The sequence below is a fragment of the Nostoc sp. genome, from assembly GCF_036916985.1.
Classification (GTDB): domain Bacteria; phylum Cyanobacteriota; class Cyanobacteriia; order Cyanobacteriales; family Nostocaceae; genus Nostoc.
This window is the reverse complement of sequence record NZ_JBALFD010000036.1, coordinates 1-8,773: the sequence shown is the minus strand read 5'-3', so window position 1 is coordinate 8,773 and position 8,773 is coordinate 1. Positions and strand designations below refer to the sequence as shown.

Annotated in this window: 8 protein-coding genes and 1 pseudogene; 6 read left to right on the top strand and 3 right to left on the bottom strand. The window is 40.4% G+C overall.

Annotation, left to right across the window (positions count from 1 at the left end):
• Positions 1-176: 176 nt before the first annotated feature.
• Complete coding sequence (locus V7L07_RS13500; RefSeq protein ID WP_094333589.1) at positions 177-563, bottom strand: four helix bundle protein; 387 nt, start codon at positions 561-563, stop codon at positions 177-179.
• Positions 564-1,222: 659 nt separating this feature from the next.
• Complete coding sequence (locus V7L07_RS13495) at positions 1,223-1,861, bottom strand: hypothetical protein (RefSeq protein WP_335058524.1); 639 nt, start codon at positions 1,859-1,861, stop codon at positions 1,223-1,225.
• A 164-nt stretch (positions 1,862-2,025) separates the two neighbouring features.
• On the opposite strand from V7L07_RS13495, the gene V7L07_RS13490 reads away from it, so the two are divergent.
• Positions 2,026-3,687 carry a mechanosensitive ion channel family protein gene (locus tag V7L07_RS13490; RefSeq protein WP_335058522.1) on the top strand — a complete coding sequence of 554 codons (1,662 nt, stop codon included), beginning with the start codon at positions 2,026-2,028 and terminating at the stop codon, positions 3,685-3,687.
• Positions 3,688-3,869: 182 nt separating this feature from the next.
• On the opposite strand, the gene V7L07_RS13485 is transcribed toward V7L07_RS13490, so the two are convergent.
• Entirely contained in the window at positions 3,870-4,163 is a 294-nt protein-coding gene (locus V7L07_RS13485) for a hypothetical protein (RefSeq protein ID WP_335058520.1), read from the bottom strand.
• Positions 4,164-4,397: 234 nt separating this feature from the next.
• Between V7L07_RS13485 and V7L07_RS13480 the strand changes: the two genes are divergently transcribed.
• The 5 genes and pseudogenes from V7L07_RS13480 (at position 4,398) to V7L07_RS13460 (ending at position 8,493) form a co-directional block, all read left to right on the top strand.
• The gene (locus V7L07_RS13480; protein WP_308189921.1) at positions 4,398-4,538 is read left to right on the top strand and encodes an aldo/keto reductase; all 141 of its coding nucleotides are present in this window, start codon (positions 4,398-4,400) and stop codon (positions 4,536-4,538) included.
• Between the two features lie 163 nt (positions 4,539-4,701).
• Positions 4,702-5,712: pseudogene (locus tag V7L07_RS13475) on the top strand (aromatic ring-hydroxylating dioxygenase subunit alpha); the annotation flags it as partial.
• A 105-nt stretch (positions 5,713-5,817) separates the two neighbouring features.
• Positions 5,818-6,243, top strand: a complete 426-nt coding sequence (locus tag V7L07_RS13470; protein WP_335058518.1) for a hypothetical protein — start codon at positions 5,818-5,820, stop codon at positions 6,241-6,243.
• Between the two features lie 22 nt (positions 6,244-6,265).
• Positions 6,266-6,946: an SDR family oxidoreductase gene (locus V7L07_RS13465; RefSeq protein WP_179069678.1), complete on the top strand. Its 681-nt coding sequence runs from the start codon at positions 6,266-6,268 to the stop codon at positions 6,944-6,946.
• A gap of 224 nt (positions 6,947-7,170) precedes the next feature.
• Positions 7,171-8,493: a glycosyltransferase gene (locus tag V7L07_RS13460; protein WP_335058515.1), complete on the top strand. Its 1,323-nt coding sequence runs from the start codon at positions 7,171-7,173 to the stop codon at positions 8,491-8,493.
• Positions 8,494-8,773 lie beyond the last annotated feature (280 nt).

Below are 8,773 nucleotides of genomic sequence, written 5' to 3'. Positions count from 1 at the left end.
CCACGAAAAATCAATGCTTTGAGAGACTAGAATTGTTGAACTTTTTTATATGCTTACAGTGTGAAGACAAAATAAGATACCCTTATCTTTTATCCAATAAAAACTACGATAAAAACTACTTTTCCCAGCAGAGAGGCAGGGGAGCAGGGGAGCAGGGGAGCAGAGGAGAAAGAATGCTAACGTTTCATTAACCAAGGTGTTGGGTTGGCAATCATATTTACTAGACCACCTAAAATTTGATTGTAAGTTCCATATAGTTCTCTACCTGATTCGACAGAGAGATAGTTACATTTAACAGCGAACTCAATCCAAGTCTGAGTTTCAGCAGCTTCGGACTCGCAATCATTCAGTTTCGCTACAAAAGCTGCCTCATAACGACGTTTTCGCCAAGCCTCTGCCATATTTGCACACACAGAACGGGACGAGCGGCGAATCTGATCCGTTAATGAATAACGCTCTTCTACAGGAAACTTTTTGGAGAGTTCAAAGATTTTCATGGCGGCATCGAAAGCCATTTGATAAACTTTCAAATCTTTATGACTTTTAATAGGTTCTTTCTCCATCTCCTCTGCCCCTCTGCCCCTCTGCTCCTCTGCCCCTCTGCCCCTCTGCCCCCCTGCTCCTCTGCTCCTCTGCCCCCCTGCTCCTCTGCCCCCCTGCTCCTCTGCTCCTCTGCTCCTCTGCTCACTCCTTTTCCAACATGCGATCGCAAAGAAGTGCATGGTGGCAACGGAATAGTTTCTATTACGCTGCTGATAAATTTTGCTTGTCTTGGTATCGCCTTTGATGCGTCATCCAAGCGATAACCATTTACAGGGTGCTAACTTCTAGTTATACTTAGCCGTAACTTATTATAGGCACAATGCAACTATAACTTTGACTTGGTGCAAAGATAGTTTACAAAAGTTGCTCAGGCGGTTGCCTTAGTCTATGGGAATAAAAAAGTTTAACAATTTCTGTTAAGTGTTTTACCCCGCTCCAAGCATCCGTCTAGAAATCGCTTCAAAGACCCTCTACGCCGCACCCACGCTACGTTATTACTAGAGCGATCGCCACTGGCTCATGACGGTTACGCCATCGCTGAATGGCACTAAGACTCATGTGAAACCTAGTGAGGGCAGGGTGAAAGATTTCTGGGCTTATTTCCCAGTAACTCTATTATTATCCAGTTATCAGTAATGAGGAGCATATTTTCCAGTGTTGTAGAGTTTTTTGTTCTTGACTAATAAATTTCGTCTTCTTCATCTAGCCAATCTTCATCCCAGAGAAGTTCATTGTAAACCTTAGTAGCTTGAGATATTTTTAGGTTGTGAGCTGCTGTCACACAATTTCTTGGTTGCCAGCCAATGAGGGCGTATCGAGCATGTAAATATCTGACAGCATTTTTGCAGTCATTAATTACTGGAATATCCTCAAAGATGTATTTTCGCAATTGGACTCCTAAACGAATTGCCTCCATTTCATAATTGTGAAAATAGGATTCTTCAACATCAGGTGTAGAAATCAGCAATCCTCTCACCCAGGCATGATTTTTATAGATAGCCTTCGCTACAACTAAATTGACTTGTTTTGGTGTCCAATTGCTCCTTTCTAAAAAGTTATCTATTGCTGATTCATCATCTAAATCTATATCTACGTTAGATTCTGAAAGTATTTCCGAGATATCTGTATTTTCTAAGAACAGTTCGTACCACTCTTGAAAAGTTTCGGGACTAAATAGTTTTCTGGCTTCTTCAAATGAAATTTTCTCCCATCCTGCATCTGTAACTATTTCGTTACCAGTCCTTGTAATGAACAGATTTTTTTCTTCTAGCATCCAAGGGAAGGATGTCTTGTGATGTCTTCTCTTTCGTTTACCCATTGAACTACTATAGAGGATCACTCTTATTATCCTGTCTTTTATCCTACCTGACAAAGGGAGTGTCTCTACTCCATTAAAGAAAAGCAATGCTAATAGAAACTATTACAAAAACAATTCGATTTTGAGGAAATCTAGTTAAGATAAATTAGCTGAAGTAGAAATATATGGTTAGAGTCTTTATGTTTGATTTTCATCCTTTGCGATTACCATCAAAATATTTTAATATTTTCATTACAGTACTAACTTTTGTTTTATTTTTTTGGTTCACTCCTGTAGTTGCTCAAGCATTAACTAAAGCTCCAGTTATTTTGGATGGACAGCAGCTTTTTCAGATCAGCGATTCTGGTCAGTATAGCGCTCAAGAACGGACAAATTTAATCAATTCACAACTAAAAAATGTGATTTCTGCTTCTGAGTCTATTCAAGTTAAAATTGAAAAACGTAACCAACTACCTACTATTTTATTAAATGACCGCTATCTGTTAACAGTTACACAACAAGATACTTTACCAGGTAGTACACTCGATGAGCAGGCTAACATTTGGGCGCAGCAAATTGAAGGAGCGTTACAGGAAGCTCATTTAGAGAGAACTAAAACTTATCTTCAACGAACAACTTTTATAGCAGCAGCAATTTTACTCATAACTGTAGGATTTAGTTGGCTATTGGGATGGATTAAGCATCAATCTATCCGAGTAGCCTCACTTCGCCTAACAACTAGCAATGCCATACCTAATTCGGAAACACTTAAAGTATTAGAATTATTTTTCAAATTAGTGTTGGCAAGTATGCGTCTCGGACTTTGGATGAGTGCGATTCTTTATATCACTAATCTCTTTCCTTTCACTCGTCAATGGAGCTACCAAATTTCAAATATCCTAATTACCAGTTTCACCTCACCTATTCTGACGTTGGGAAAAAATCCATATTCGATTACTGAATTAATAGTTTTGGTTGGTTTATTGTTTGGCTTAGTTATCTTTGCTGGAACGTTAACCAATTTTTTACGTTCTCGGATTCTCTCTTTTACTGTCATCAATCGTGGCGCTCAAGAAGCGATTATAATACTTTTAAAATATGGTCTAATTTTTATTGGCACACTGGTACTGCTACAAATCTGGGGACTTGACATTAGCTCTTTGACAATTTTAGCAAGTGCTTTAAGCGTTGGAATTGGCTTTGGTTTACAGGATATTGCTAAGAATTTTGGCAGTGGTTTAGTACTAGTATTTGAGCGCCCGATTCAGGTTGGAGATTTTGTGGAAGTTGGGGAATATACAGGTATTGTCGAACGAATCGGTGCCAGAAGTACCGAGATTCGTACCCTTGACCACGTTTCAATTATTGTACCCAACTCTCGCTTCTTGGAAAAAGAAGTAATCAACTGGAGCCATCGCAACCCGATTTCTCGCCTTCATCTTCCCGTTGGCGTTGCCTATAGCTCAGATCCCAAAGCAGTGCAATCTGCTCTGTTAGAGGCTGCTTCTAAGCATCCCAATGTATTGCAGACTCCTTTGCCTCTAGTACTGTTTAAAGAGTTTGCCAACAACACCTTAAATTTTGAGTTATTAGTCTGGACTGCGGAACCTAATAAACAATTTTTGCTCAAAAGTGATTTATATTACATTATTTTTGAAGTATTACAGCAACGAAAAATTGAAATTCCTTTTGCTCAGTTGGATTTACATCTGCGTTCTGGTAAGTTGGAATTTACGCCAGAAATGCAGTTAGCTTTAATACAGATGGTTGAACGATTATCAAATCAGGAGTCAGACATAGATTCAACCAATCCAATTGAAAAGGGTACAGAGGGTATAGATGCATGACCCGCATTTCTCACAAGTTTGAAATGCAGAGGGGCAGAGGGGCGGAGGGGCGGAGGGGATTGAACTTGGCACATTGAACTCTCCTCTGCTCCTCTGCTCCTCTGCTCCCCTGCTCCCCTGCACAAGCACAGGCTTTGAGCATTGGTGAGAAATCCAGGATGAGCGCTTGTAATCATGGGGGTCTACCCGCAGAAATCATCTACCCGAATATCCCGCCAGACATCAGAAACCTGCCAGCCGGAATTGCCCACAGATTGTACTGGAGGATTGTCAAGGAATGGAACATAGTCAGGAACTCTAGGCTCTGAAATTGCTACTGTTTTCTCCTCAACTTCAACCACAGGGACAGTAGAATTGTCAGTATTAGCTAGAAGTTGTTGGTCTTCTGCTTCTTCGATTAATTTCATCTGTCTCAGGGTAAGCTTGTCGGATTTTTTGATGATTTTCTTTGTATGTATCTCATTAGAAGTATTCATTGAGTATTCCCTCGAAGGCATTGGTTTAAAATTTGTCTGAGTAAAGTTGCAAGAAGTTAGGTATTAATAATTGCACAGAATTAACAAGGTACACCAAATCGATGGAAAATACGAGTCTCTTGCCGAAGAATTTATTAATTGGACATAAATATCTTTTTCGGGCAGATGCCTAAAAGCGATCGCTTTTTTGATCATTGTCTAGAAGTCAAAATTCTTTTGGGTTTTTGACATACGTTGACCTGTACCAATGCCATCGCTACGATTCAAAATACGCCTTTAGAAGAAACCATGACGGCACTCGCTGAGGTAGTGCGTCAGGGAAAAGCTCGTTACATCGGCTTTAGCGAATGGAAAAAGTTTTTGCCAAAAAGCTAGGGCTTTTGCTCCATAAGGAGAACCAAGTTCTTAATTTTGGATAAAGTCGAGCTTAGTAGCTATTCATAAAATCATTTATGAAAATGCGATCGCCATACAGCCAATGTTCATAGTAGCTAAAATAAATCTGAGAGTAGGCAATAAAAATTAATAAACATCAAAAATGTTTGAGAAAGAAGTCAATGTCAGAGATAGTTTTCACTCAAAACAGCCTGGGGGCGGGAGTGATCCGAATAGTTTTGATTGTAAAGAAACATGGTATCCCATCCATTACCTAGAGGACTTAGACAAATCAAAACCAACGCCTTTTACAGTGCTGGGAAGAAATATTGTAATTTGGTGGGATAGACTTGCCCAATCTTGGAGAAGCTTTGAAGACCAGTGTCCTCATCGTTTAGCACCGTTGTCTGAAGGCAGGATTAGTGACGATGGGCTTTTGGAATGTCCCTATCACGGTTGGGCTTTTTCTGGAGATGGAAATTGTCAAAGGATTCCTCAACAAGTTAAAGGTGGAACAGCAGAGACATCAAAACGAGCTTGTGTGGCATCATTACCAACTATTGAAAAGCAAGGGCTGCTGTTTGTATACGTTGGTGAATATGAAAATGCTGCCAAAACCGAAGTCCCAATAATTGAACCATTAGAAGAATCTCCCGAAGGATGGGTTGTAATTAATACATTTAGAGATGTACCTTATGATGCCTTAACACTATTAGAAAATATACTAGACCCTAGCCACATATCGTTTACACATCATAAAACGGTAGGAAATAGGGCAAATGCAGCACCTTTGGAACTTGAAGTGATTGAATCTGGGAAACATGGATTCAAAGGGATTTGGAAACAAGGTTTGAAACCAGGGCAATCAGGAAAGTTGTCTACAACCTTCGTCGCTCCAAGTTTAATGTGGCATGACATCAACTCCCCGCGTGGTAGAATTCTAACCGTTGTTTATGCTACACCCATACGCAAAGGAGAATGTCGTGTATTTGCACGTTTTCCTTTTAAGTTTCCTGATAAACTTCCAGGTTGGTTTATTAAGCTCAGACCGCGTTGGTATTACCACATTGGACAAAATGGTGTTTTAGAAGACGATCAAATTTTTCTCCACTATCAAGAAAGGTATCTTGAAGCTAAAGGAGGTAGCCCTAACTTTACTAAACCCGCATTTCTCACAAGCTGCTTTGCGTACAAGTAATAAGTAATGAGTAATAAGTAATAAGTTAAGAATTTTACTCATTACTCCTTACTCACTACTCATTACTCCTCCATTCAAGGTGTGGTGAGAAATCCGGGTAAAGCCTTTTACCTTCCAACCAAAGCAGATAGTTTTGTATTTGAATTGCGTCAGTGGGTAAACCAATATAATGCTGAACCATTTGGCAAAGAGACTTTTTCTCCCCCATTGGCAAAGTCCGTGCTTCTGGAGAGGTATCATTCTCATACGGAAAAATGTGCCAGTTGTAGCTCGGCGCTTTCTATTATTGAGCGATTGAGATTTGGGAGTGGAGTTGCAACAGTACTTACTTTGGCTTGGACTCCAATGCTTTTTTTATTTTTTCAGACAACATCAGTTGTAGTAGTTGTGATTGAAACTCTAGCTCCCTTAATTTTTGCACTAGCATGGCTCGGACTAAGTAAGTTAGTTATTCAGTTTTATGATGGACGAACCTTACCTCCACGAAACCGACCCGAAAAAAACTGAAATCTAATAATACCAGAAATATATGAGTAAGCTCATCTTAATTACAGGCATAAGTAAAGGTCTAGGTTATGCGATGACCGAAGGTTTTATTCAACAGGGACATACTGTTATTGGTTGCGCCCGTTCATCAGATGCAATCGATAAAATACGCCAAAAGTTTAGTGCGCCCAATGATTTTACATCTGTAGATGTGGCAAATGAACAACTTGTAAAAAAATGGGCAATAGAGGTACTTCAAAAGTATTCACCGCCAGATATAGTAATTAATAATGCGGCAATTACCAATTACCCAGCACCTTTGTGGGAAATACCATCTGAAGAATTTTCGGATCTTATAGATATCAATATCAAAGGAGTAGCGAATATAATTCGCCATTTCGTACCAGCAATGGTGAAAAAGAAACGGGGTATTATTGTTAACTTTAGTTCAGGTTGGGGACGTTCGACTTCAGCCCAAGTTGCACCATACTGCGCTTCCAAGTGGGCAATCGAAGGATTAACTCGTTCTTTGGCACAAGAATTGCCAACTGGTATGGCAGCTATACCCCTCAATCCAGGTATTATTCATACTGATATGCTTTCTATTAGCTTTGGAGAAGAAGCTGCTAATTATACACCTGTGTCTGATTGGGTATTAAAAGCTGTTCCGTTTATTCTCAATTTAAAACCCAAAGATAATGGGATTCCTTTAACCATTTCATAAAATTGGTCATGCGTGAATTGCTTTGACTGTATATTAACCAATGCAACAGCGATGTCTACGACGGGCTGCGCCTACGCAATTGGCTCAATGTGGTTCAGTTAAGAAAGTTTTTCTGTGAAGGCAAGGGAACAGTTACGAAAAAGCAGGCTGATTTCAACTGTATTGGTTTATCGCCCCGAGGCACAGGAAATTAGTACAATTTTTGAATACTGGAGTTTTCATTTTTGAAAAAGCATTTGAGCCAAAGTCTACCTATAGCACCAAGCCGGAAACTGAAGATTACGATCCTAACAGTAGGTTCAAGGGGAGACTTGCAACCATACTGCGCTTTGGCTATTGGCTTGAAGCGTGCGGGGCATCAGGTAACAGTCGCAACACACGAAAACTTTGCATCTTTTGTGAAGCAGTTTGATTTAAAGTTTGCACCGATCGCTGGCAATATGGAAGAGTTTTTGCAATCCAAGCAAGGGCAGCGATTGATTGCGGGAGAAAAGTTGAAAAAAGAAGAAGGAGATAAGCTTTTACTTCAACAGTTGCAGTCTGCTTGGGTAGCGTGTCAGGAAAGTGAGGTAATTATCTACACGCCGCTAGCTATTTTTGGATATCACATCGCAGAGAAATTAGGCGTACCTTGCTTTTTTGCATCAGTTCTGCCGTTGACTCCCACAGGGATGTTTGGGTTTTTGAAATTTGCTCAAACAACTAAAAACCCGCTAAAGAAAGCGATAAATTATGGCAGCTACTTACTAGTAGAGTTTTTGCACTGGCAAAGATATCGTCCACTGCTCAATCACTTCAGAACAGAAACATTGAAATTGCCGCCCTTACCATATTTGGGCAGACGCTTCAGACGGAAGACTCCGGCGAATGTATCACGAATCCCTGTATTGTATGGATTTAGTTCGCACGTAATCCCAAAACCTCGTGACTGGCCGCATTGGGCGTATGTGACTGGTTTCTGGTTTATTGACCAAGCCTCCGAATACGAGCCACCTATCGAACTAGAGGATTTTCTTGGGCGAAAGCAATTACCTTTGTGTTTTGGCTTTGGGAGCATGACGATGCCCAATCCAGAATATCTCACACATTACATCGTAGAAGCCTTAAAGAAAACACATCAAGGCGGGATTATATTGTCAGGCTGGGGCGACGTTGGAAGAACGGTGAATATAAAAGATTCGCTACGAGTGTTTGTGATCAAGGAAGTTCCGCATGATTGGTTATTTCCTCAAGTGCCAGCAGTAGTACATCACGGAGGAGCTAGTACAACGGCGGCAGTGTTACGTGCAGGGACACCATCAATTACTGTACCTTTCTTTGCAGACCAGCCGATTTGGGGTGAAAAGCTGACCCGGCTGGGAGTCAGCCCACAACCGATACCGTACAATCAAGTGTCAGATAAAACTTTAGCAGCAGCGATTGAAATCGTACTGGGTGATGAGGTGATGCGGAAGAAAGCACAAGAGTTGGGTGAGAAAATCAGGGGTGAAGATGGTGTGGCGAACGCTGTTGAAGCATTCCATCGGCATTTGGGGTTGATTGAGTGAGAAATTGCAGACAATTGAAGAAGAACTCAGAAGACAGAATTCAGAATCACAATCGCTTGGAGATTCAAACCCTAAGCAATTGTAGTGTCCTTTGAATCATAATGTGGGAAAAATTTTGATCCATAAATTAGGAAAAAATTAACGAAAATTCAGGCTTTCGCGCCGATCACAAAATTAAACTCTGCATCAAATCATGAGAGAGAGTTGAAATTCTGAATCATAATTAGAGAATGAGTTGAAAAAACACATTTGGACAAAACTTGTACAAAAAATCTCTGAA

Bases quoted from the DNA above. Each gene is read 5' to 3' on its own strand.
- V7L07_RS13500 (WP_094333589.1), bottom strand. From the start codon at position 563: ATGGAGAAAGAACCTATTAAAAGTCATAAAGATTTGAAAGTTTATCAA.
- V7L07_RS13495 (WP_335058524.1), bottom strand. From the start codon at position 1,861: ATGGGTAAACGAAAGAGAAGACATCACAAGACATCCTTCCCTTGGATG.
- V7L07_RS13490 (WP_335058522.1), top strand. From the start codon at position 2,026: ATGGTTAGAGTCTTTATGTTTGATTTTCATCCTTTGCGATTACCATCA.
- V7L07_RS13485 (WP_335058520.1), bottom strand. From the start codon at position 4,163: ATGAATACTTCTAATGAGATACATACAAAGAAAATCATCAAAAAATCC.
- V7L07_RS13465 (WP_179069678.1), top strand. From the start codon at position 6,266: ATGAGTAAGCTCATCTTAATTACAGGCATAAGTAAAGGTCTAGGTTAT.